General features: G+C 74.3%; 18 protein-coding genes, 1 tRNA gene and 1 pseudogene. 14 read left to right on the top strand and 6 right to left on the bottom strand.

Annotated features, from left to right (window positions below; translation table 11 throughout):
* Window positions 1-4 precede the first annotated feature (4 nt).
* From C7C46_RS12805 to C7C46_RS12790, 4 genes are all read right to left on the bottom strand, one after another.
* Window positions 5-934, bottom strand: a complete 930-nt coding sequence (locus C7C46_RS12805; protein ID WP_110668903.1) for an RNA polymerase subunit sigma-70 — start codon at window positions 932-934, stop codon at window positions 5-7.
* Between the two features lie 136 nt (window positions 935-1,070).
* Complete coding sequence (locus C7C46_RS12800) at window positions 1,071-1,862, bottom strand: SDR family oxidoreductase (protein ID WP_110668901.1); 792 nt, start codon at window positions 1,860-1,862, stop codon at window positions 1,071-1,073.
* A 362-nt stretch (window positions 1,863-2,224) separates the two neighbouring features.
* Complete coding sequence (locus tag C7C46_RS12795; RefSeq protein ID WP_181442326.1) at window positions 2,225-4,606, bottom strand: ABC transporter permease; 2,382 nt, start codon at window positions 4,604-4,606, stop codon at window positions 2,225-2,227.
* The gene (locus C7C46_RS12790) at window positions 4,603-5,343 is read right to left on the bottom strand and encodes an ABC transporter ATP-binding protein (RefSeq protein WP_110668899.1); all 741 of its coding nucleotides are present in this window, start codon (window positions 5,341-5,343) and stop codon (window positions 4,603-4,605) included. Before C7C46_RS12790 ends, C7C46_RS12795 begins: the two co-directional genes overlap by 4 nt.
* Window positions 5,344-5,485: 142 nt before the next feature.
* Between C7C46_RS12790 and C7C46_RS12785 the strand changes: the two genes are divergently transcribed.
* The 5 genes and pseudogenes from C7C46_RS12785 to C7C46_RS12765 all read left to right on the top strand — a co-directional run bounded on the left by C7C46_RS12785 (window position 5,486) and on the right by C7C46_RS12765 (window position 12,054).
* The gene (locus tag C7C46_RS12785; protein WP_110668897.1) at window positions 5,486-6,778 is read left to right on the top strand and encodes a histidine kinase; all 1,293 of its coding nucleotides are present in this window, start codon (window positions 5,486-5,488) and stop codon (window positions 6,776-6,778) included.
* A gap of 77 nt (window positions 6,779-6,855) precedes the next feature.
* A pseudogene (locus C7C46_RS12780) lies at window positions 6,856-7,481 on the top strand (response regulator).
* Between the two features lie 204 nt (window positions 7,482-7,685).
* Entirely contained in the window at window positions 7,686-8,516 is an 831-nt protein-coding gene (locus C7C46_RS12775) for an isocitrate lyase/PEP mutase family protein (protein WP_110668895.1), read from the top strand.
* Window positions 8,517-8,871: 355 nt separating this feature from the next.
* Window positions 8,872-11,397: a helicase-associated domain-containing protein gene (locus C7C46_RS12770; RefSeq protein ID WP_110668893.1), complete on the top strand. Its 2,526-nt coding sequence runs from the start codon at window positions 8,872-8,874 to the stop codon at window positions 11,395-11,397.
* Between the two features lie 45 nt (window positions 11,398-11,442).
* Window positions 11,443-12,054, top strand: coding sequence for an HhH-GPD-type base excision DNA repair protein (locus C7C46_RS12765; protein ID WP_110668891.1), 612 nt, complete (start codon window positions 11,443-11,445; stop codon window positions 12,052-12,054).
* A 33-nt stretch (window positions 12,055-12,087) separates the two neighbouring features.
* Here the strand turns inward: C7C46_RS12765 and C7C46_RS36430 are convergent, their stop codons facing one another.
* Window positions 12,088-14,871 carry a GH92 family glycosyl hydrolase gene (locus tag C7C46_RS36430; RefSeq protein WP_181442325.1) on the bottom strand — a complete coding sequence of 928 codons (2,784 nt, stop codon included), beginning with the start codon at window positions 14,869-14,871 and terminating at the stop codon, window positions 12,088-12,090.
* 199 nt (window positions 14,872-15,070) lie between these two features.
* Between C7C46_RS36430 and C7C46_RS12755 the strand changes: the two genes are divergently transcribed.
* The 4 genes from C7C46_RS12755 to C7C46_RS12740 all read left to right on the top strand — a co-directional run bounded on the left by C7C46_RS12755 (window position 15,071) and on the right by C7C46_RS12740 (window position 18,613).
* The gene (locus C7C46_RS12755; RefSeq protein ID WP_110668889.1) at window positions 15,071-15,784 is read left to right on the top strand and encodes a rhomboid family intramembrane serine protease; all 714 of its coding nucleotides are present in this window, start codon (window positions 15,071-15,073) and stop codon (window positions 15,782-15,784) included.
* Window positions 15,785-15,985: 201 nt separating this feature from the next.
* Window positions 15,986-17,170: a glycoside hydrolase family protein gene (locus tag C7C46_RS12750; protein ID WP_110668887.1), complete on the top strand. Its 1,185-nt coding sequence runs from the start codon at window positions 15,986-15,988 to the stop codon at window positions 17,168-17,170.
* Between the two features lie 98 nt (window positions 17,171-17,268).
* Window positions 17,269-17,565, top strand: coding sequence for a type II toxin-antitoxin system VapB family antitoxin (locus C7C46_RS12745; RefSeq protein ID WP_030273186.1), 297 nt, complete (start codon window positions 17,269-17,271; stop codon window positions 17,563-17,565).
* 292 nt (window positions 17,566-17,857) lie between these two features.
* Complete coding sequence (locus C7C46_RS12740) at window positions 17,858-18,613, top strand: LytR C-terminal domain-containing protein (RefSeq protein ID WP_146259072.1); 756 nt, start codon at window positions 17,858-17,860, stop codon at window positions 18,611-18,613.
* A gap of 122 nt (window positions 18,614-18,735) precedes the next feature.
* Here the strand turns inward: C7C46_RS12740 and upp are convergent, their stop codons facing one another.
* The gene (gene upp, locus C7C46_RS12735) at window positions 18,736-19,371 is read right to left on the bottom strand and encodes a uracil phosphoribosyltransferase (protein WP_110668883.1); all 636 of its coding nucleotides are present in this window, start codon (window positions 19,369-19,371) and stop codon (window positions 18,736-18,738) included.
* A gap of 186 nt (window positions 19,372-19,557) precedes the next feature.
* Here upp and C7C46_RS12730 point away from each other — a divergent pair, with 186 nt between their 5' ends.
* From C7C46_RS12730 to C7C46_RS34295, 5 genes are all read left to right on the top strand, one after another.
* Window positions 19,558-19,773 (top strand): hypothetical protein, encoded by a 216-nt coding sequence (locus C7C46_RS12730; protein ID WP_110668881.1) that lies wholly within the window; start codon window positions 19,558-19,560, stop codon window positions 19,771-19,773.
* 276 nt (window positions 19,774-20,049) lie between these two features.
* Complete coding sequence (locus C7C46_RS12725; protein WP_245984383.1) at window positions 20,050-20,565, top strand: tRNA adenosine deaminase-associated protein; 516 nt, start codon at window positions 20,050-20,052, stop codon at window positions 20,563-20,565.
* Between the two features lie 38 nt (window positions 20,566-20,603).
* Window positions 20,604-21,119 carry a tRNA adenosine(34) deaminase TadA gene (gene tadA / locus C7C46_RS12720; protein WP_110668877.1) on the top strand — a complete coding sequence of 172 codons (516 nt, stop codon included), beginning with the start codon at window positions 20,604-20,606 and terminating at the stop codon, window positions 21,117-21,119.
* 66 nt (window positions 21,120-21,185) lie between these two features.
* Window positions 21,186-21,275 (top strand) — tRNA-Ser (locus tag C7C46_RS12715).
* Between the two features lie 96 nt (window positions 21,276-21,371).
* Window positions 21,372-21,557 (top strand): hypothetical protein, encoded by a 186-nt coding sequence (locus C7C46_RS34295; RefSeq protein ID WP_146259071.1) that lies wholly within the window; start codon window positions 21,372-21,374, stop codon window positions 21,555-21,557.
* Window positions 21,558-22,176 lie beyond the last annotated feature (619 nt).

Below are 22,176 nucleotides of genomic sequence, written 5' to 3'. Positions count from 1 at the left end.
CCGGTCAGCGGGTGAAGGCCGCCACCAGTGCGGGGTCGTTGAAGGCCGTGATCCGGCCCACCAGCGGGCCGGCCAGGGTGAGGACCTGGATGCCGTAGGGCTGGGCGCCGCGGTGGACCACGAAGGCGGGCTGGCCGTTGGCGCCGGTGGGCGTGAACCGCCAGCGGCCGGGGCGCAGCACGTGGCCGGCCAGGAAGCCCAGCACCGCCGGTCGGCCGGTGTACCAGGTCGGGGTGGGCGGCATCTCCATCGCCACGTCGGCGCGCAGCAGTTCCACCAGGGCGGCGGGGTCGGCCCGGGTGAAGGCGTCCGTGTACCGGTCGAGCAGGCTGCGCCTGGTCCGCTCGTCGGGCTCGGCCAGCTCCTCCGCGACGGGGCCGGCCGCGGCGAGCCGCAGGCGGGCCCGGCGCAGCGCGCTGTCGACGGCCGCGGCGGTGGTGTCCAGCAGCTCGGCGACCTCCTCGGTGCTGAAGGCGAGCACGTCACGCAGGGTCAGAACGGCCCGCTGACGGGCCGACAGGTGCTGCAGGGCCGCGACGAAGGCCAGCCGCACTCCCGCCCGGCCGCCCACCAGGGCGGCCGGGTCGTCCCCGCCGAACAGCGAGTCGGGGGCGGGCTGCAGCCAGGCCACCGCCGGCTCGCGCGGGTCCGGCGGCACCTGGTGATCCAGCGACGGGGCGCCCAGGCCGGAGGGCATCGGCCGCCGGGCCCGGGTCTGCAGGGCGGTCAGGCAGGCGAGGGTGGCGATCCGGTACAGCCACCGCCGCACCGAGGAGCGGCCCTCGAACCGGTCGAAGCCGCGCCACGCCCGCAGGTAGGTCTCCTGCACCAGGTCCTCGGCGTCGTGGATCGAGCCGAGCATCCGGTAGCAGTGGGCCAGCAGCTCCGGGCGGAACGGCTCGGTCAGGGTGGCGAACTGGGCGTCTGACGGCATCGCGGTCACTCCACGGGCGACGGTGCGGTCCACGGTAGCGGGCGGGCGGCTCGGCGAAGCGGGTGACTCGGCCGAGCACGGCGGCTCGGCCGAGCAGGCGACTCAGCCGAGCAGGCAGGTCAACCGAGCGCGCGGCTCACCCGAGCGGGAGCAGGCCGTCACCGGTGCCCCGGTACTCGGCCGCGGCCTGCGGGTCCAGGGCCACCTCCACCAAGGCCTTGGCGAACTGGGCGGGCGTCAGGATCGGCCCCCGGGCAGCCACGAAGGCCGCCTGGTCCACGCCCGCCCGGGCCGCGTACCCCTCGATGGCGATCGTGCCGATGCCGGTGCCGGGCGTCATCTGCGGCAGCACGGTGACGAACCGCAGGTCGAGCCCGGCCCGCTGCGCCTCCTCGGCCGCGTACTGGCTCAGGTAGCGGACGGCGGCCTTGGCGCTCGCGTAGCCGCCACTGAGCGGCGAGCCGCCCAGTACGGCGCCGCTGGAGAGCGAGACCACCACGCTGCCAGGTGCCGGCGGCCGGCGCAGCACCTCCGTGATCCAGGTGAAGACGTGCCGGGTGTCGGTCTGCCAGTTCTCGCTGAAACTCTCCCAGCTCTGCTCCTGCACCGGCGCCACCAGCGGGTGGGCGCCGGCGCCTAGCACCAGCAGGGTGGGCCGGTGCTCGCGCAGCACGCTCTCGGCGAGCGCCTCGTCGGTGGCGTCGCCGACCAGCGGGACGAAGCGCTCGCCGAGTTCCGCCCGGACGGCGAGCAGGTCGGCCTCGCCGCGGGCCAGGCCGAGGACCTGGAAGTCGCGGGCGACCAGTTCGGCGGCCACCGCCCGGCCGAGGCCGCGGCTGGCTCCGGTGACAACGGCCGTGCGGGCACTGGCACCCGCACTGGTGCTGGTACTGGTACTGGCAGTGGTACGGCTGGATGATGCGGACATCGGACACCTCACGGGTGGTGGTGGGGTTCGGTCGACATCAGGACCAGCGGGACGGCCGGAAACCGTCGCCGCTCGGCTGTGATCCAGGTCACACTGCGACGGGCGGCTCGGCTGCCGAGGGCGAAGTTCGGCCCGCCGGACTGGGCGCCCTGGGGGAGAGGGGGCGCGCACTGGTCCGGCGGGCCGGCCGGATGGACGGCGGGCACGGGGGATACCGACCAGCCACCCGGGGTTCGGGAGCGGCTCCTGCGCGGAAGCCGGGAGTGAGAGCGGCCCGCCCCGGCCGACACCGGGGCGGGCACCTCTCATGGGGTACAGCGCCGCCTCCCCCGGTTTTGTCACTCCCTGCGACGAAATCGGAGTCACTCGGTCCGCAGCGCGACCGCGGTGCGGGTGCGGGCCGCCCAGGTGGCGGGCAGCAGAGCGCCGAGCAGGGCCAGCAGCGGACCGCCGAGCAGCAGCGGGAGCAGGTCGACCGGCCCGTACACCGACAGGATCGCGGGCGGCAGCCGCAGCCCGGCGCTGTGTGCCATGGCCGGGACCACCAGGTGCTGCAGCCACACCCCGACCGGCACCCCGGCCACCCCGCCGGCCAGGCCGATCAGCGCGACCGAGGCGAGCACCGTGGCGACGGTCTGGCGGGGCGTCATGCCCAGCGCCTTGGCCACCCCGAGGTCGCGCACCCGGTCCCGGGTGTCCAGCACCACCGCGTTGAGCACGCCCAGGCCGGCCACCGCGATCAGCATCAGGGTCAGCAGCGCGGTCAGCGAGTCCAGCACGATCAGCAGCTGGCTCGCCCCGCCGCCGCCCCCGGTCTCGGCCCGGGCGCCGGTGGGTGCGAGCGCGGTGTTGAGCGCGTCGGTGTAGGCGTCCGGGTCGGTGCCGTGCTTCAGCGCGACGTAGAACAGGTCGGCTTCGAGGTCGGGCTCGGCGGCGGCCAGCGTCGCGGCGTCGGTGAGCAGGGCCAGGCCGTCGTTCTGGGTGGAGAACGCCTCGCCGCTGATCCGCACCCGCAACTGCTGCCCGTGGTCGGTGACGGTGACGGTGTCGCCGATCCGGGTGCCGGTGGCGGTCAGGAAGCCGGTGGGTGCCACCGCCTCGCCCGCCCCGTGGAACCAGCGGCCGGCCACCAGCTGGAAGCCGCCCCAGGAGGCGTCGCCCAGGAAGGCGGTGACCGCGACCGAGCCGGTGGTGCCGACCGCGCCGACCTCGGTGTGTGCGGTGCCGAACACCGCCGAGGTGCCGGGCTGCGCCTGGATCGCGGCGAGCATCGCGGCGGTGTCCCCGCTCCGGGTGGCGTTCCCGGCCACGTTCCCGGAGCTGTTGCCGGGACCGCTGCCGGGAGGACCGGCGGCCCCGGGCGGCAGGGCGCCGATCACCGTGACGTCGGCCGTGGACTGCTTGGCCTGCTGGATCCGCTGCAGCGAGCTGCCCAGCCCGAAGGCGAAGGTGACCGCCACCGTGCCCAGCAGCACCGCGCTGACCATGGCCAGTGAGCGGGCCGGCCTGGCGAACGGCCGGGCCAGCCCCAGGGTGACCGGCCGCGGCAGCGGCAGCCGCACCGCGATCCGGGTGGCCGCCCGCCCCCGCCCGGCCTTCGGGGTGCGCCCGACCGCCAGCGCCTCCACGGTGCGCAGCCGCCCGGCCCGCAGGGCGGCGGCGAACGCAGTCCCGGCCACCAGCAGCAGCGTGCCGGCCACCACCGCCGCGTCCACCCAGGGCGCGACCGAGAGCGAGCTGGTCCCGTACACCTGCTCGGCACCGGAGAGCACCGCACCGGCGCCCACATTGCCGAGCACCGCGCCGACCAGCGTGCCTGCCGCGGCCGGCACCAGCGCCTGCACCAGGTAGGCGCCGACCACCTGGGCCGGGGTCAGGCCGATCGCCTTGAGGATCCCGATCCGCCTGGTCCCGCTGCCCACCGCGCCGGCCACCACGTTGCCGACGATCAGCACCGACATGCCGAGCCCGAGCAGGCCGAAGGCGGTGAGGAAGGGCAGGAAGAGCCCGGTGCTCTTGGTGTTGCCGGCCTTGACGTCGAGCCAGCCCCGGCTGCCGACCGCCGCGCCGGCCGGCGCGGCAGCGGTCACCGCGGCGCGGTCGGCGGCCAGGTCGGCCCCCGCCCCGGCCTGGGCGAACCGGTAGAGCAGCTGCCAGCCGGGCACACCGCCGAGCGTAACGGCCTGATCCGGCGTCACCCACCCGTCGGCGGTCGCGCTGACCGAGCGGGCCACCCCGACCACGGTCAGCTCGGTGGCCCCGACCCGCAGCTGCTGACCGACCGTCAGCTGTGCGCCGGAGTAGTCCGCGGAGGCGACCAGCTGGCCCGGACCGGCGGCCCAGTGCCCGGCGAGCAGCGACACCTGGTCCACCGGCCCGCCGGCCTCGGCCCGCCCGACCAGGCGCATCGGGGAGAGCTTCATCCCGGCCGGCAGGTCCAGGCCCGCCCCGGGGGCCGGGTCGACCGTAGCGGTGCGGAACGGGCCCGCGGCGGCGGTCACCCCGGTGACCCGGGTGGTGGCGGCCAGTTGGTCCGCGGTGGCCTTGGCCGCGTCGTACTGGACGGTCAGGTGCGCACCGTGCCCGCGGGCGAAGGCATGGTCGAACGGGGCGTTGGAGGCCACCAGCAGCGAGCCGCCGAGCACGGAAGCGGTCACCGCCATCATCGAGGCCAGCGCGATCACCAGGGTCTGCACCCGGCGCCGGCCGACGCCGGTACGGGCCAGTCGCAGCAGCGTGCTCATCGCGCCACCGCCGTACTCTTCGAGGCGGCCGGGGCGGCCGAGGGGGTCATAGCGGCGGAGTTCAGGGTGTCCGAGGCGATCCGGCCGTCGACGATCCGTACCGTCCGGGTGGCACAGGCCTCGGCCAGCGCCAGGTCGTGGGTCACCAGCACGATCGTCTGGCCCTCCTGGTGCAGCTCGTTGAGCAGGCCCTCGACCTCCGCGCCGGAGGCCGAGTCGAGCGCACCGGTCGGCTCGTCGGCCAGCAGCAGCGCCGGACGGTTCATCAGCGCCCGGGCCACCGCCACCCGCTGGCGCTCACCGCCGGAGAGCCGGCCCGGGTAGGCCCGGGCGTGCTTGGCGATCCCCAGGGTGTCCAGCAGCTCGCCGGCCCGGCGGCGGGCCACCGAGCGCGAGGTGCCGGTCAGTTCGGCGGGCAGCACCACGTTGTCCAGCACCGTCAGGTCGTCCAGCAGGTTGAAGAACTGGAACACCATGCCGATCTTCTGCCGGCGGAACCGGGCCGCACCGGCCTCGTTCAGCGTGTCCACCCGGATGCCGGCCACCGTGACGGTGCCGCGGCTGGGCCGGTCGAGCCCGGCGACCAGGTTGAGCAGGGTCGACTTGCCGCTGCCGGAGGGGCCGAGCACAGCCACCGCCTCACCCGGCGCCACCGTCAGCGAGACCTCCCGCAACGCGGCCTGGCCGTCGTCGAACTCCTTGCTCGCTCCACTGACTTGGATCACCGGCTCGGTCATCGTCCCGCTCCCCTGTACGCCTTGTTCCGACACCGGAGAAGCTACGGTCGCGAGGGCCCGGGCCACCTCGCTCGGCCGGGCCATCTTCGTTCCGCCGAAAGGATCATGGCTGCGGGCGTCATCCTTGTGATGTAGTCGCCCGATGTACTCGTGGATTCCGACGCGCTCGTGGGCAGCGTGCCGCGACCGGCTGCTGCGCCGCGACTGGACGGCGCACCGCGCCTGGACGGCGCACCGCGCCTGGCTGCGCCGGGCCTTCCGCGGCGCGCCGCTGCCACCGCTCACCCGACGCCAGGCCGGGTTCGACGCCGTGGTGGCGCTCGGCTTCGTGCTGGCCGGCGCCCGGACCGCCGCCAACACACCCGACCAGCAGTACACCGCGGTGCTCACCCCGCTGCTGGGCGCACTGCCCGCCGTACCGCTGCTGGCCCGCAGGCGCTACCCGCTGACCGTGCTCTGGCTGGTGCTGCTGGCCGTGCTGCCGCTCCGGCACGCCTTCGCCGACCTGGTGTTCCAGCTCTGCCTGCTGGTCCTCTTCGCGGCCTACAGCGCCGTGGTGCACGGCCCGTACCGGGGCGCGGTGCTGGCCAGTCTGCCGGCGACCGCCGCGCTGCTGGTGCTGCTCTTCCCGCAGGCCGCACTGCCCGACTTCCCGCCCGCCGTGGTCGCGGTGCTGCTGCTCTGCCCGGTCGTCCTGGTGGCTGTCGGGCACCGGATCTGGGCGCACCGGGCCGAGCAGGGCCGACGGCGCCTGGCCGGCCTGGAACTGGCCCAGGAGCAGGCGCTGCAGGCAGCCGTGACGGGGGAACGGGCCCGGATCGCCCGCGAGTTGCACGACGTGGTGACCCACAACGTGAGCGTGATGGTGATCCAGGCCGGGGCCGGCCGGATGATGCTGGACAGCCACCCGGCGCAGGCCCGCGAGGCGCTGCTGGCGATCGAGACCGGCGGGCGGGCGGCGATGAGCGAACTCCGGCACGTGATGGGCCTGCTGACCATGGACAGCACGGGCGAGCAGCCCGCCGCGGCCGCCGAGACCGTGCCGCAGCCCGGACTTGACGGACTGGAGGCGCTGGTCGGCCGGATCCGCGCCGCCGGCATCGCGGTCGAACTGACCGTCACCGGTCGCCGCCGCCCGCTGCCGCCGGGCCTGGAGCTGGCCGCCTACCGGGTGGTCCAGGAGGCGCTGACCAACGCCGTCAAGCACGCGCAGGGCGCCACCGCCACCGTCGAACTCGACTACGGCACCGACCGGCTGACGGTCCAGGTGAGCAACACCGAGGGCACCCCGGGCCCCGCCGCGGCCACCGGAAACGGTCGCGGCCTGATCGGCCTGCGCGAGCGGGTCGCGGTCTACGGCGGCACCCTGCACACCGGTCGGCGGCTGACCGGCGGCTACCGTGTCAAGGCACTGATACCCCTGGAGGAGCGATGACCGTCGACGCCGCTGCGAGCACCCCGCTGCGGGTGGTGATCGCCGACGACTAGGCGCTGGTCCGCACCGGCTTCCGGATGATCCTGGCCTCCCAGGGCATCGAGGTGGTGGCCGAGGCACCCGACGGCGAGCAGGCGGTCGCGGCGGTCCGCCGCACCCGTCCCGACGTGGTGCTGATGGACATCCGGATGCCCGAGCTCGACGGCCTGGAGGCCACCCGGCGGATCCTCGCCGAGGGCGGCCGGACGCCGCCCCGGGTGATCGTGCTGACCACCTTCGACCTGGACCACTACGTGTACGCGGCGCTCTCCGCCGGGGCCAGCGGCTTCCTGCTCAAGGACGTCAGCCCCGAGCACCTGGTCGCCGCGGTACGGATGGTGCAGGACGGCGACGCACTGCTGGCCCCGGCGTCACCCGGCGCCTGGTGGCCCGGTTCGCCCCGCGCGAGGAGCGCCCGGCCGCCGACCCGGCCGCGCAGCACCGGGGGCTGGCGAGCCTGACCGCCCGGGAGGGCGAGGTGCTGCGGCAGCTGGCCCGCGGGCGCAGCAACGCCGAACTGGCCGCCGACCTGCACCTGTCCGAGGCCACCGTGAAGACCCACGTGGCCCGGATCCTGGCCAAGCTCGGCCTGCGCGACCGGGTCCAGGCGGTGGTGCTGGCCTACGAGACCGGCCTGGTCAGCCCGGGCGATCCGGAGAGCTGACGGGGGGTCAACGGCGCCGGCCGGAGTGCGGCACCGCCGCGCACAGCACCAGCCCGGCGGGGCCCTGCCCGGCCCGGGTGGCCGGGAGGTCGACCCGGGCGTCCGGGTCCGAAATCCGCCGGACAACCGGCCACCCGGCCTGATGGACTGGCGCCCTGACACCGTTTCCGCCCAGCCCCGCCGGGCCCGCACGGAGGTAATCCGATGACCACTCAGACCGCCAAGGCCCTCGCCTTCCAGGCGCTGCACCGCGCCGGCCACCCGCTGGCCCTCGCCAATGTCTGGGACGCGGCCGGCGCCCGGATCGTCGCCGCGGCCGGCGCACCCGCGATCGCCACCACCAGCGCCGGAGTGGCCTGGGCGCTGGGCACCCAGGACGGCGGCACACTGGGCCGCGCGCTGGCGGTCGAGCTGGTCGCCCGGGTGGCCGATGCGGTGGACCTGCCGGTGACCGCGGACATCGAGGACGGCTACGCGACCGACCCGGCCGGGGTGGGCGAGACCGTGGCCGAGGTGCTGAAGGCCGGCGCGGTCGGGATCAACCTGGAGGACTCGCTGCGGGCCGGCCCGGCTCCGCTGCGCGAGGTGGACGACCAGGCGGCCCGGATCGCCGCCGCCCGGGCCGCGGCGGAGGGGGTCGGCGTGCCGCTGTACCTGAACGCCCGGATCGACACCTACCTGTGCGGGGTGTCCGACGACCCGGCCGAGCTGTTCCGGCTCACCGTGGAGCGGGCCACCGCCTACGTGGCGGCCGGCGCCAGCGGCGTCTTCGTCTTCGGGCTGCCCGACCGGGCCACCATCGCGGAGCTGGCGGCGGCGCTGCCCGTCCCGCTGAACGTGCCCGGCGGGCCGGGCCGGCCCTCGGTCGCGGAGCTGGCCGGGCTGGGCGTGGCCCGGGTCAGCCTGGGCTCGACCATCGCGGAGAGCGCCTACGCGGTGGTCCAGCGCGCCGCCCGTGAGCTGTACACCGAGGGCAGCTACACCGAGCTCGCGGCGGCCATCCCGTACGGCGAGTTGAACGGCCTGCTGGGCTGAGGCCGCGGGGCCGGCGAGCCCGGGGTCGCCTGGCCCCCCGGGGCCGGCGGCGCCACGCTGGTCCGGCGACCCCGCGCCCACGCGCTCTCCGCCTCACGCCCCCCACCAGCGCGTCCGGCACGGTGCGCGCCCCTCCCCCGCCGGGCCCGCGCGGGTGGGGCGGCGCGGGCCGCACCGGACGCGCCCGCGCTCGACAGCGCCCGCGCCGTCCCGCACAACCCCGTACCGACGGATCTCGGCGAACCCGTCCCGAAGCAGCTGCCCCGCCCCTAGACTGACCGACAGTCACAGCACCGTCGCTTTCTGCGATCATGACAGGTCGTGTCCCGCGCCGTTTGGACCGAGGTGAGCCGCCATGTCCCCGAGCCGGACCACGCCGCCGGTCGAGTCGGCCACCGCGCCGCCGGAACTCGTCGGCTGGCTGGCCGAGCTGGACCAGGACAAGCTCTACCGCCTGCTCCGGGCCCGGCCGGACACGGCCGCCGAGCCGCCCCCGCAGTCGCTCGGCGAGCTGGCCGAACGGCTGCTGCGCCCCGGCTCGGCCACCGCCGTGCTGCGCCGGCTGCCAGTGCCCTGCCTGCAGGCGGCCGAGGCGCTCTGCGCGCTCGGCGACGGGCCGGTGCCCTGGTCCCGGCTGGCTCAACTGCTCGACGCCGGCGCCGGCGAGCGGTCCGCCGGGCTGGACACGGCGCTGACGGCGCTGGCCGGCCAGGGCCTGGTGTGGCGCGACGGGCAGGACCGGCTCTACCCGAGCCCAACGCTGCGTCAGGTCTGGCCCGTCCCGCTGGGACTGGGCGCCCCGCTGGCCGAGCTGCTCGCCGAGGCGGGCTCCGCCGAGCTGCGCGAGCTGCTGACGGCGCACCGGCTGCCCGTCCCGGTGGCCCGGCGGGACCGGCTGGCCGCCCTGGCCGAGCGGCTCAGCGACCCCGAGCAACTGGCCGCACTGCTCGCCGAAGCACCACCGGGCGTGCGGGCACTGCTGCTGGAGAGCACCGGCGACGGCGAGTTCGGCCACAGCGAGTTCGGCGACGGCCAGTGCGGTGCCCCGGCGGTCTCGGCCCAGCAGGCCGGTCTGGCCGCGCAGTGGGCGCACGAGCGCGGGCTGCTGATCCCCGACCAGCGGGGCTACGGCCCCTCCCAGGTCCCCGGCGAGGTGCTGCTCGCGCTGCGCGGGCCGCACTGGCACCCGCCCTTCGACCCGGTCCCGCCGCTGCCCGAGCTGTACCCGGTCGGCGAGGCCGAGGTGGCCCGCGAGGCCGCCGCGGCCGCCACCGCCTTCACCACCCAGGCCGCCGCGCTGCTCGCCGCCTGCGCCGCCAACCCGCCCACCCTGCTGAAGAACGGCGGCCTCGGGCCGCGCGAGCTGGGCCGGCTGACCCGCACCGCCCGCTGCGAGGAGCCGCTGGTCCGGCTGGTGCTGGAGTGCGCGCTGGCCGCCGGGCTGCTGATCAGCGGCGGGGGCCGGCCGGGCGGGCGGCGCGAGGGCCAGTCGGCCCGCACCACCAAGCGGGCCGCCGACCTGGCCGCCGAGGGCGGGCCGCTGCGGCTGACCGCGGACTACGACGGCTGGCGCCTGCGGCCGCCGGCCGAGCAGTACGCCACCCTGGTGGTCGCCTGGCTGACCCTGCCGTTCACCCCGACCGCCGTGCTCGACCAGCAGGGGCGCAGCTGGCCCGCGCTGGTGGCCCGCCCGGCCAGCCCGAGCTGCCGGCACGCCCGGCGCGGGCTGCTCACCGCGGCCGGCCGGCTGCCCGCCGGGCACGGTGCGGCCCGGGCCGCGGGGCTGGGCCGGCTGATCGCCTGGCACCGCCCGCAGGCCGACCAGCTGCCCGAGCAGGACTGGCCGTTCGCCGCCGTGATCACCGAGGCCGAACTGCTCGGGGTGGTGGCCCGCGGCACCCTGTCCCCGCTCGGCGCGGCGCTGTCCGGCTACTCCCCCGAGCAGCCCGGCGCCCTGCGCGAGGCCGCCCGCCGTCTGCTGCCGGGCGCCACCGACCGGGCCCGGATCGGCGCCGACCTGACCGCCGTGGTGGCCGGTCCGCCGACCGGCCGGCTGGCCGCCCTGCTGGACGCGGCCGCCGAACGCGAGTCGCACGGCACCGCCTCGGTCTGGCGGTTCACCGCGGCCGGCATCCGCCGCGCGCTGGACGGCGGGCGCTCACCCCAGCAGCTCTCCGCCGAACTGGCCGCGGCCGCCGACCTCCCGGCACTGCCGCAGCCACTGGCCTACCTGATCGCCGACACCGCCCGCCGGCACGGGCGGGTCAAGGTGCTCGCCTCCGGCTGCGTGCTGCACGGCGAGGACCCGGCGCTGCTGGCCGAACTGGCCGCCCACCGGGGCCTGGCCGCCCTGCGGCTGCGCCGGCTGGCCGGCACCGTGCTGGTCAGCGCGGCCGGCCCGGAACAGACCCTGGCCGCCCTGCGCGCCGAGGGGTACGCGCCGGTGGCCGAGGGCGCCGACGGCCTGCTGCTGGTCGACCGGCCCGCCACCGTCCCGCCCCAGCGCGGCAGCACCCCGGCCCGCCCGCCCCGGATCCTGCCCACCAGCTCCGAACTGCGCCGCCTGGCCGCCCACCTGCTCGCCACCACCCCGCCGCCGGGCGCCCGGCCCCCCGTCACCGAGACCGAACTCGCCGCCGAGGCACCGCGCCTGACCCGTCCGGAGATCACCCGCCTGTCCCGCGCCCTGCGCCTGGACCAGCCGGTCACCATCGAGTACCTGACCGGCCACCACACCATCACCGAACACACCGTCACCACCCTCACCCTCGACCCGCCCTACCTCCACGCCTGCCACCGCACCACCCCCACCACCCCGATCACCTTCGAACTGAGCCACCTCTACAGCGTCCTGCCACCCCCGGAGGCACGCGGGGCCTGAGCCGCCTGCACCGCCACCGACTGACGCTCCGTCATCATGGATGCCATGTCAGTCACTGTGCACCTGGCCCAGGAGGCCGAGGCGGACGCGCTGCTCGGGCGTAGTCCGTTGGCGGCGTTGGTCGGGATGCTGCTCGACCAGCAGGTACCGATGGAGAAGGCGTTCGCCGGGCCGCTGGTGATCGCGCGGCGGATGGGCGGGGAGGAGCTGGACGCGGCGGCGATCGCCGGGTACCCGCCTGAGGCGTTCGCGGAGCTGCTCTCGGAGAAGCCGGCCGTGCACCGGTACCCGGCGGCGATGGCCAAGAGGACGCAGCAGTTGTGCCAGTACCTGGTGGAGCACTACGGCGGGGACGCCGAGGCGGTGTGGCGCACGGCCGGCAGCGGGGCCGAGCTGCTGGCGCGGCTGACCGCGCTGCCCGGGTTCGGGGCGCAGAAGTCGCAGATCTTCCTGGCCCTGCTGGGCAAGCAGTTCGGGGTGCGGCCGGCCGGCTGGCGGGAGGCGGCCGGGGCCTACGGGGAGGACGGCTGCCACCGCTCGGTGGCCGACATCACCGGTCCCGAGTCGCTGGCCCAGGTGCGGGCGTACAAGCAGCAGGCCAAGGCGGCCGCGAAGAAGGCCGCCGGGTCCGCTACGAAGACGGCGAAGAAGTCGTAGCGGATCCGGCGGCCGAGGGCCCTGCGGGAGTGGTCAGGCCGTCGGCACCGTCCAGCGCTGGGCGCCGGTGCCGTTGCAGTCGTAGAGCTGCAGGTGGGTGCCGTCCGCCGTGTTGCTGTTCGGCACGTCCAGGCAGCGGCCGGCGGCGGGGCTGTAGATCGAGCCGTCCGGGCGCGGCCACCACTGCTGGGCGCCGGTGCCGTTGCAGAACCAGACCTGGACCTGGGTGCCGTTGGCCGTACCGCTGTGCAGCGCGTCCAGGCACAGGCCCAATGCCCGGATGGTGCCGTCGCCCGCCGTCGTCCAGCTCTGCGCACCGGTGCCGTCGCAGACCCACAGCTGGACCGGGGTGCCGGCACCGCGGGAGTGGTCCACGTCCACGCACTTGGCGGCCAGGCCGGTGATCGGTCCGGTGGCCGGGCGGGCCGGGCCCACGTCGAAGGAGGGCGGCGCGTCGGCCGGGTCGTGGCCCCAGGACGGGTCCGGGTCGGTGCCCAGGTCGTAGTCCAGGGTCCCGCCCTCGGTGACCAGCTCGGCGTTCACCCACGGGCGGGTGCTGGGCTGCCCGTTGACCCGCAGGCCGTGCACGAAGCGGGCCGCACGGGAGGCCGCGGGGGCGCTGATGTCGATGCTGACGCCGTTGCCCCGGGTGATGGTGGTCTGCGGGAAGAGCGGGCTGGCCAGCACCAGTTCGGCCCGGCCGGGCACCTGCGGGTACAGGCCCAGTGCCGCCCAGACCGCCCAGGAACTCATCTCGCCCAGGTCGTCGTTGCCCACCTCGCCGTCCGGACCGGTGCCGAAGAGCGTGGTCAGCGCGGTGCGCACGACGTCGGCGGCCCGGTCCGGGCGGCCCGCGTAGTCGTAGGCCCACGGCGTGTTGAGGGAGGGCTCGTTGCCCAGGTAGGCGTGCGGCGCGTTCGGCCCGGCGTTGAGCTGCTGGAAGAAGAAGTCCAGCCGGGAGACCACCGCCTGGTCGCCGCCCATCGCGTCGAACAGGCCGCGGTGGTTGTACGGGACCATCCAGGTGTACTGGGCGCCGTTGCCCTCGGTGTAGTTGCTCTGCGAGGACGGGTCGAAGGCGGGCCAGCCGTGGTCCGCGTTGCGCGGCTGGATGTAGTGGCTGTCCGCGTTGAACTGGTTGCGCCAGTTGGCCGAGGTGCGCAGCAGCGCGTCGTGGTCGCCGTGGTCGCCGAGCCGGTCCGCCAGCTGGGAGAGCGCGAAGTCGGCGCTGCTGTACTCCAGGGTGTCGGCGGCCGGACCCCACTCGCCCCCGGTACCGGTGGGCACGAAGCCCATCGAGTCGTAGACCTGGTGGCCGGCCCGCTCGCGTCCGTCCCGGCGCCCGGCCAGTGACCGGCGCAGCAGTTCGGCGGCGTCGAAGTCGGTGGCGCCGAAGGCGTGGATGCTGGCGGCGATCATCGGCAGCGGGTCGCCGGTCATCACCCCGGTGCCGCCGTTGGCGAGCGTCCAGCGGTCGAAGTAGCCGGCCTGCACGCCCTGGTTGAGCACCGACTGGGCGATGTCCGAGGCCCGCTCCGGCGCCAGCAGGGCGACCAGCTGCATCTGCGAGCGGTAGACGTCCCAGCCCGAGAAGTCGGCGTACTGGACCTTCCCGACCGGCGTGCGGTGCACCTGCCCGTCCATCCCCGGGTAGCTGCCGTCGGTGTCGCTGAGCGCGCTCGGGTGCAGCAGTGCGTGGTAGAGCGCGGTGTAGAGCAGCCGACGGTCCTGGTCGCTGCCGCCGGCCACCGCGATCCGGCCCAGCATGTCGTTCCAGGCCGACCGGGAGGCGTCGCGGACCTGGTCCAGGCCCAGCGCCGGGTCGGGCTGCTCGGCGGCCAGGTTGGCCCGGGCGCCGGCCGCGCTGGTGAAGGAGATGCCGACCCGGGCGGTCACCGTGGCGCCGGGCGCGAAGGAGACCATCGCCTGGGCCCCCGACCCCGCCGCAGGTGCCTCGGGGTGCACCGGCTGCTGGCTGCCGCGCCGGCCCTCGGCCAGCGCGGCCTGCGCCTCCGCGGTGCGGGCGGGCTGCGGGGCGATGCCGGGGCTGCCGCCCTCGGCGGTGTGCCGGCCGGTGTCCATCCGGCCGTCGTTCACGATGCCGGCCTTGGTGAACGGGTGGTCGAACACCGCGCTGAAGTACACCCGGTACCGGTTGCCCGTGCCGCAGAAGTTGCCGCTGTCGGTGTAGCCGGTGATGGTGTCGCTGCCGATCGTGACCGAGCCGCTGGCCTGGTTGAAGGCGCGGCCCGCGTCCACCAGCAGCGAGGCGGTCTGGCCGGCCGGGTAGCTGAACCGGGCGATGCCGGAGCGGGCGGTGGTGGCCAGCTCGGTGCGCAGCCCGTTGTCGAAGGTGACCGCGTAGCTGCCCGGGGCGGCGCTCTCGTGGGCGTGCGAGAAGGACTCGGCGCCGACCGGGCGATCCCCGAGCAGCGGCAGGAACGGCGTGGTGCCGTAGTCGCCGCAGCCGGCGCCGGAGATGTGGGTCAGGCTGAAGCCGCGGATCCGCTGGTCGTCGTACTGGTAGCCGCCGTGCTGGTAGGTCACGGTGTCCGGGCTCCACTGGAGCATGCCGAACGGCGTGGTGGCGCCGGGGAAGGTGTTCCCCGAGCCGCCGCCGTTGCCGAAGTCGACCGCGCCCTGCTTGGTGCCGGTGAACGGATTGACGTACTGCGCGGGATCGTCCACGACGGTGCGGTGCGCGCGGGCGGCGGCCGGTCCCGGCACCGCCAGGGCGGGGGTGGCGGCCACCGGGACAGCGGCCACCGGGCCGAGCAGCACGGCGGCGCCCAGCGCGATGATCTGACGGGCTCTCATATGGTCATCGTCTGACCTGGGCAGACCCACCCCCGGGCGCGACAGGCCGTCAGTCGCCCGGACGGCCCATCCCGGGGTGGACGGCGCCAGCCCTTACCATCGGCGACGACACCTACGGGCGGGACCAGCGGGCGACGCCGACGGGGTCCACAGCAACGGGCGACGCCGACGGGGTCGACACAACGGGAGGGGACCGCACATGGCCGAGACCGACGTCCGCAGCGCCGAGAGCGCGATGATCGCGGAGGCGCGCATGGCCTTCTTCGTGGTCTTCGCCCTGCTCGCCGTGGTCTGGGCGGTGCAGCTGGGCAACTGGTCGGACGACAACGCGCTGGCCGTGCAGTACGCCATCCGCCCGCACGACCTCGGCTCGCTGCCGATGTTCTTCAGCGCCCCGCTGCTGCACTTCGGCTGGGCCCACCTGGAGTCCAACTCCGGCCCGCTGTTCGTCTTCGCCTTCCTGGCCGCCTACCGCGGGGTGGCCCGGTTCCTGCTGCTGACCGTGCTGCTCGCGGTGACCTGCGGGCTGGCCGTGTGGATCTTCCAGAGCCCGCGGGTCATCACCGTGGGGGCCAGCGGGCTGGTCTTCGGCTACTTCGCCTACGTGGTGCTGCGCGGCATCTTCGACCGGCACCTGATCGACACCCTGATCGGCCTGGTGATGGCAGCCAGCTTCGCGTACATGGTGTTCGGCGCACTGCCGAGCGCGCCGGGCGGGGTGAGCTGGCTGGACCACCTGGGCGGTCTGGTCGGCGGCTGCCTGGGCGCATGGCTGCTGCGCGACCGGCAGAGCGGGGGCGGGCCGACCGCGCCGACCGGGCCGGCGGCCCGCGAGGGCTCTGGCCACTCGACGCCGCAGGCCGGGTCCGAGCGCTCGGCGCTGCTCAAGGAGCTCGACGACCTCGGCCTGTGACCGGGGTCGGGGCCGGGGCCGGCGCCCCGGGGCCAAGGCTCGGGCAGCCCTCTTTTAGGTCTAGACCACTCCCGGGCCGGCGGCTAGCGTGAGCTGACCCGCCGTCCCGCCATCCCCGACGTCCCGACGTCCCGCCATCCCGACGTCCTGCAGTCCGCAGTCCCCCGCCGTCCTGCCGACCCCTCGCTCCGGAGCGCCCCCGTGCAGTCGTCCGTCCTCGCCTTCGCCACCGACCTGCTCGACGAGGGCGCGGACGCCTTCTTCGGCAACCTCACCGACCGGGCCGGCGTCGGCGGTCTGACCCTGGCCTCGGTCTACCACGAGGCCCGCGACGTCTTCCCGCACCACCCCACCCGGGTGGTCCGCTACCTGGAGCCGGGCGCGGCGTACTTCCGCCCGGACCCGGCTCGCTGGTCCGGCCGCCGCCTGGCCCCGCCGGCGGCCCGCGCCATCGGCGAGCGCGACCCGTTCGCCGAGGCCGCCGAGCAGACCCGCCGGCGCGGCCTGAAGCTGCACGCCTGGACCGTCTTCTGTCACAACGACCGGCTCGGCTTCGAGCACCCGGACTGCGCCCCCGCCAACGCCTTCGGCGACCGCCTGCTCACCGAGCTCTGCCCCGCCAACCCCGAGGTGCGCCAGTACGCGCTGACCCTGGTGGACGAGCTGGCCCGGTACGGCGTGGACGCGATCCGCGCCGAGTCCCTGCACTTCCACGGCCTGCGGCACGGCTACCACCACGAGCGCTACTTCGAGGAGCTCGGCCCGTTCGCCGAGGCGCTGCTCGGCATCTGCTTCTGCCCGCACTGCACCGCGGCCGCCGCCGCCCGCGGCGTGGCCGCCGAGCGGGTGCGCCAGGTGGTGGCCGCCGAACTGCGCCGCCGGCTGACCGAGGAGGACGCGGCCGCCGAGCCCGGCAAGCTGGACCGGCTGGCCGACGGCGAGCTGGCCGTCTACCTGGACGCGAGCTGTGCCACCGTCACCTCGCTGGCCGCGGCACTGGCCGAGCGGGCGGCCGGGCACGGCATGCGGCTGAGCTTCATGGACGCCGGCGGCCCCGGCACCGGCTGGCTGTCCGGGATCGACCTGCCCGCACTGACCAAGGCCGGGGTGGGGATCGAGACCCTCGGCTACGCGCGGACGGCCGAGGCGGTGCGGGAGAAGGTCGCCGCCTTCGGCCTGCACGGGGTCCGGCCGGCCGAGCTGGCGGTGATCCTGCGGCCGATGGCCCAGGACTGCGACGGGCCGGCCAACCTGGCCGAGAAGATCGCGGTGCTGCGCGGGCTCGGGGTGCCCGAGGTGGAGTTCTACAACTACGGCCTGATGCGGCTCTCCTCGATGGACCGGATCGGCGCGGCGCTGCGCGGACAGGGCGTGGACAGCTCGTGACGCCAAGCGGGCGGCATTTCGACGGTGTGCCACCTTTCCTGCGGTGTGGCACCGTCAGCCTGCTGCGCCGGCCGCCGCCCTAACGGTAGGCTTTCCGTGTGATCTTCAAGCGCATCGGCAACGGGCGGCCGTACCCGGATCACGGCCGGACCAGCACCCGTCAGTGGGCAGACGTCGCCCCTCGTCCGGTACGACTCGACCAGTTGGTGACCACCAAGGGCCAACTGGACCTGGAGACTTTGCTGGCCGAGGACTCGACCTTCTACGGGGACCTCTTCGCCCACGTGGTCAAGTGGCACGGCGACCTCTACCTGGAGGACGGCCTGCACCGCGCGGTGCGCGCCGCGCTGCAGCAGCGTCAGGTGCTGCACGCCCGCGTGCTCGAGATGGACTGATTTCCTGTCAGTCACTGCCATCCGCGCCACCGATTCTTCGCCCGGTACCCCACCCATCACTCGGACGGGGCTGTCGATTGACCGTCAGTACACCCTTTCGAGTGCTCGCCTGCGCCAATTGATGATCATTTATTACCTTCATCCCAGGAACCGGACTAGGCTGCTGACCACGGTCTGAGCGCATCACGGCCCCCGGTTCCACTTCCGGTGCCCGCGCCCGACGACCATGCCCGACGCGCCCACCATCGCCGCCAACGGCTGTCCTTCGAGCAAGGGGAGACAGACTGTGAGCATGTTGACTCCCCAAGGCTTGAAGGGGAAGCAGTTCCGGATCACCGGCACCAGCTACCCTCGCCTCGGTCCGCCGCCCAAACGCGGCCGCAAGGTGATGGTGGTGGTGGGTTCGCTGCTCGCCCTGGCACTGATCGCCCTGGGTGGCGTGCAAGTGGTGGACATCTTCACCGGCAAGGCCAAGCACGGTGCCGCGCAGGCCTGCGCTTCCGCCAACCCGTCCGGCCACGCGGCCGCGGCCGGCGCCGGCGGCAAACCGCTGGCTGCGCCGTCCCCCGGCGCCTCCGGCTCGGCCGGCGCCGGTGCTTCGGCGTCCGCCTCGGGGTCCGCCGCCGCCTCGCCGAGCGCGCTGGGCAGCCCGCTGCCCGGCGTCACCGCCGCGCCGTCGCCGCAGACCGTCACGGTCAACGTGCTGAACTCCACTGACAAGGCGGGCCTGGCCGCGCACACCGCGGACGAGCTGAAGAAGCGCGGCTTCACCGTCGGCAAGGTCGGCAACGCGCCGTCCGCGCTGCAGAAGAAGGTGCCCGGCAGCGCGGTCGTGGTGGCCGGGCAGTCCGGTGCGGGCGCGGCCGCCCTGGTCGGCGCCCAGGTGGCCGGTGCCAGCACCATGGCCGACCAGCGCACCGACACCAGCGTCGACTTCGTGATCGGCGACGGCTACACCGCGCTGCTCGACCCGACCGCCGCCGCCTCCGCCCTGACCGAGGCCCTCAAGCCCTCGCCGGCCGCCTCGGCCCTGCCGGGCAGTTGCTGACCACACGTCCACACGTAGGACCGCACGTAGGAAGGGGCCCTCGCGAGTCGCGAGGGCCCCTTTCCGTTGTCGAAGTCCTACCCGGCTTCCTGCCTGACCCGCCTGACTTCCTGGCTGACTTCTTACCCAGCGGTCCCGTACAGGCGGTCGCCGGCGTCACCCAGGCCCGGGACGATGTACCCGTGCTCGTTCAGCCGCTCGTCCAGTGCGGCCGTCACCACGGTCACCGGCAGCCCGGCCAGCTCCTGCTCCATCACCGCCACGCCCTCCGGCGCGGCCAGCAGCACCACGGCGGTCACATCGGTGGCGCCGCGCTCGATCAGCAGCTTGATCGCCGCGACCAGGGTGCCGCCGGTGGCCAGCATCGGGTCCAGCACGTAGACCTGGCGGCCCGACAGGTCGTCCGGCATCCGGGTGGCGTAGGTGGACGCCTCCAGCGTCTGCTCGTTGCGCACCATGCCGAGGAAACCGACCTCGGCGGTGGGCAGCAGCCGGGTCATGCCGTCCAGCATGCCCAGGCCGGCCCGCAGGATCGGCACCACCAGCGGGCGCGGGTAGCTCAGCCGCACGCCGGTGGTGACCGCGACCGGGGTGGTGATCTCGACCTCGTCGGTCCGCACGTCCCGGGTGGCCTCGTACGCCAGCAGCGTGACCAGCTCGTCGGTCAGGCGACGGAAGGTCGGGGAGTCGGTGCGCTCATCGCGCAGCGTGGAGAGCTTGTGGGCCACCAGGGGGTGGTCGACGACGTGGATCCGCATGCCTTCGACCTTAACCGCGTCCAGGAGTGCCTTCGACCGTCCAGCCGCCGTCCAGCTGCCCTTCTTTCCGGACCGGGCCCCGTCCGGCCCCTCCCCGGCCTTCACCGGCGTGTCGCGAGTCCTCTCCTTTCTCTCCTGTTTCCCTCCTGTGGCTTCTACTCACGAGTTCTGGGAAAGTCGGACGGTATGAAGAGGACGCCGGAGGATCCTGCGGCCGAATCGGCCGACGCCCCGAAGGACGACGCGCCCGCCCGGGAGACCGAGGCCGCGCGCCGCCGTCGCCGGGCCGTCTTCCTGCGCGAGCTCGCCGAGGCCCGCGAGCTGCGCGCCCGGGTCCAGCCGCGTAAGACCAAGGAGCGTCGCATGCGCGAGGCGCTCCGCATGCGCACCTTCCGCATCTGAGCGCCACCCAGCCCCTCCGGCGTCACCCAACGGTGCAATCCCGGCCACCAAGCTGCCGAATCCGACACGACCTGCGAAGACGCGGCGTAGAAGACTCCCCGCAAGGGCTGGCTATCTGTCACGATGCCGGTGGGACGGTCCGAACAGCGGGCCGCCTCTGGTGCGGGGGCGGCCAGACCGCGTTCGCCCGAGATCGCCTACGGCCGAGACCATTTGGGAGAGTCCCTGGTGGCGTACTTCGCTGCAGTGCTTGCTCGCACCGAGGACGGGTGGGATGTGAGCGAGACCGAGTTGGACAGCGTCGAGACCCTTGCCGATCTTGCCGACCTGGCACGCGAATCGGCACAGGACGACGACACGGTGCTGGTGTTCATCGAGCAGGAGGACGCGTGGTTCGCCGTCGTCCGGGTGGACGGCGAGGAGGATCCACGGATCTTCGTCTCCGACGCCGCGGCCGCGGCCCGCAGCTCCTACGGGGACGTGGTCCTCACCGAGGAGCTGGTCGGGCGGGCCGGCGACAGTGAGTTCGACGACATCGACAGCCTGGTGGACGAACTGGAGGAGAGCGAGGACGCCGAGCTCTCCGACTCCGACGACGACGAGGACGCGCCGCTGACCGGCCCGGGCGGCGTCCCGGTCGGCCCGCTGGGCGACGCCGAACTGCTTGCCGAGTTCGGCGTGGCGGCGCCCGCCCTGCTGGAACTGGCCGACGAGGCCGCCGCGCCCGGCGACGCCCTCTCCGAGATCGCCGACGCGCTCGGCTGCGCGGAGGTGCTGGAGGCGGTGCGCTGACTGTCCGCCGCAGGGGCTGCATCCCGCACACTGAGGGAATGCAGCCCCACCTCGCCGTCGACATCCCGCCCCTGCCGGCCCCGGTCCGCCCGGACCCGGTCCGCACCCGTTGGGAGCCGGCGATGCGCGAGGCCATCACGGAGGGGCTCCTCGCCCTCGCCTCCCACGACGTGCCGGTCGGCGCCCTGGTCCTCTCCCCCGACGGCGCCGTGATCGGCCGCGGCCACAACGAACGCGAGGCCACCGGCGACCCGACGGCCCACGCCGAGGTCCTCGCCATCCGCCAGGCGGCTTCTTCGATCGGCGAGTGGCGCCTGGCCGACTGCACCCTGGTCGTCACCCTCGAACCCTGCACCATGTGCGCGGGCGCCATCGTCCTCTCCCGCCTGGCCCGCGTCGTCTACGGCGCCCACGAGCCGAAGACGGGCGCAGCCGGCTCCCTCTTCGACGCCCTGCGCGACCCAAGGCTGAACCACCGTCCCGAGGTCATCTCCTCTGTGCTCCCCGACGAGTGCGCCGCCCCCCTGCTCACCTTCTTCGCCCCCCACCGCTGACCAGGCCCGCCCCGACAACGAGAACGGATTTCGTCCCCGCCCACCCGGTCGGGTAGAGTCTCTCTCGGTAGCGTGTCCGAGCGGCCAAAGGAGCACGCCTCGAAAGCGTGTGTGGGGGCAACTTCACCGTGGGTTCGAATCCCACCGCTACCGCCAGAGCAAGATAGACGAAGGGCCCCGACTGTCAAGGTCGGGGCCCTTCGCGTTGGCTGTTCCAGGCTGCAGCCGCAGCCTGGAACAGCTTGCCTACCCGTGCTCAGTCGCACTCAGGAGAATGCCCAGGTCGGCATGTCGACTCTGCTCGATGAACAGTCGCACAATGCCGAGGACATCCTTCGGATCACGCCGGCCGGCGTGATACAAGATCGTGTCAGCGGCGTCATCGAGTTCTCCCGCCCGACAAGCTGCGATCGCGTCCACAACATCAACGAGAGCTGACGCGGCGCCGGCGTAACGGAGGATCACCCGAGCGTCCTCGGTCCGGCCGGCACGAAGGTGCTGCTCGAGGTAACTCTGCGGCGGCCATGCGCGGGCAGTTGCCCCGATATGTTGCCGGTCCCCCTCTGGCGGGGGGACCGGCAACTCCTGAGAGCGAGTCAGGGCCGGCGACTCTGCCTCCGTTGCCACTGGCCTTGCCGCATGTTGCGCCACACCGACAGGCGGCACGTGGGCGCCGAATTCGCAGCAGTCACAGTGCTTGATCACTGCACTGGCGTGGAGGGCTTCCAGCTCTGCAAGCGTGATAGGGACAGCGGGGCTGCCCGGGTCTGCCTCTACCACCTCGGAAGCAAGTGCATGGAGCTCCCGCGCCACGTACAGGTCCGGCCTTCGTCTAGCACCCAGCTGGCTGGTCAGCGTCGATTGGGAGACACCACCGATCTTTCCACGTGCCTCGAAGGCTTCGCAGATTGCCTTCTGACTGCTCGGCCCCGAGCTGCCCTCGGTGATCAGCTGGCACAGCTGCCTCAGCCTTCGGGCGAACTCTCGGTGGGCCGGTGAAGCATCGGGGTCGATCCCTGCCCTGATCTGACCTGGCGCTGGCAAGCGCGACTCCTCG

This window comes from Streptomyces tateyamensis (assembly GCF_003205575.1).
Classification (GTDB): domain Bacteria; phylum Actinomycetota; class Actinomycetes; order Streptomycetales; family Streptomycetaceae; genus Kitasatospora; species Kitasatospora tateyamensis.
This window is presented reverse-complemented; position numbering and strand designations above follow the sequence as displayed.